Annotated in this window: 1 protein-coding gene; it reads left to right on the plus strand. The window is 56.8% G+C overall.

Features of this window, described 5'->3' with window-relative positions; genetic code table 11:
- Positions 1–8: 8 nt before the first annotated feature.
- Positions 9–212, plus strand: a complete 204-nt coding sequence (locus tag H6B10_RS18940; RefSeq protein WP_345941874.1) for a hypothetical protein — start codon at positions 9–11, stop codon at positions 210–212.
- Positions 213–222 lie beyond the last annotated feature (10 nt).

Below are 222 nucleotides of genomic sequence, written 5' to 3' on the forward strand. Positions count from 1 at the left end.
ACTTTACCATCAACGCCATGGCCTACGCGCCGGGGGAAGGTGTGATCGACCTGTACGGCGGCCGTAAAGATTTGGACGCCGGTATTATACGGTGTGTGGGCGAACCTTCGGCACAGCACCGGCCAGAATCTGACCATACTGTGCCAGAACATGTCCGGCTCCCGGTACTGAGAGCAAACCATCCAGTTCCACGTAGATTCGCTCCGCACTGACTGATTGCAA

Source organism: Gemmiger formicilis (genome assembly GCF_016901605.1).
GTDB classification, from domain to species: Bacteria; Bacillota; Clostridia; order Oscillospirales; family Ruminococcaceae; genus Gemmiger; species Gemmiger formicilis_B.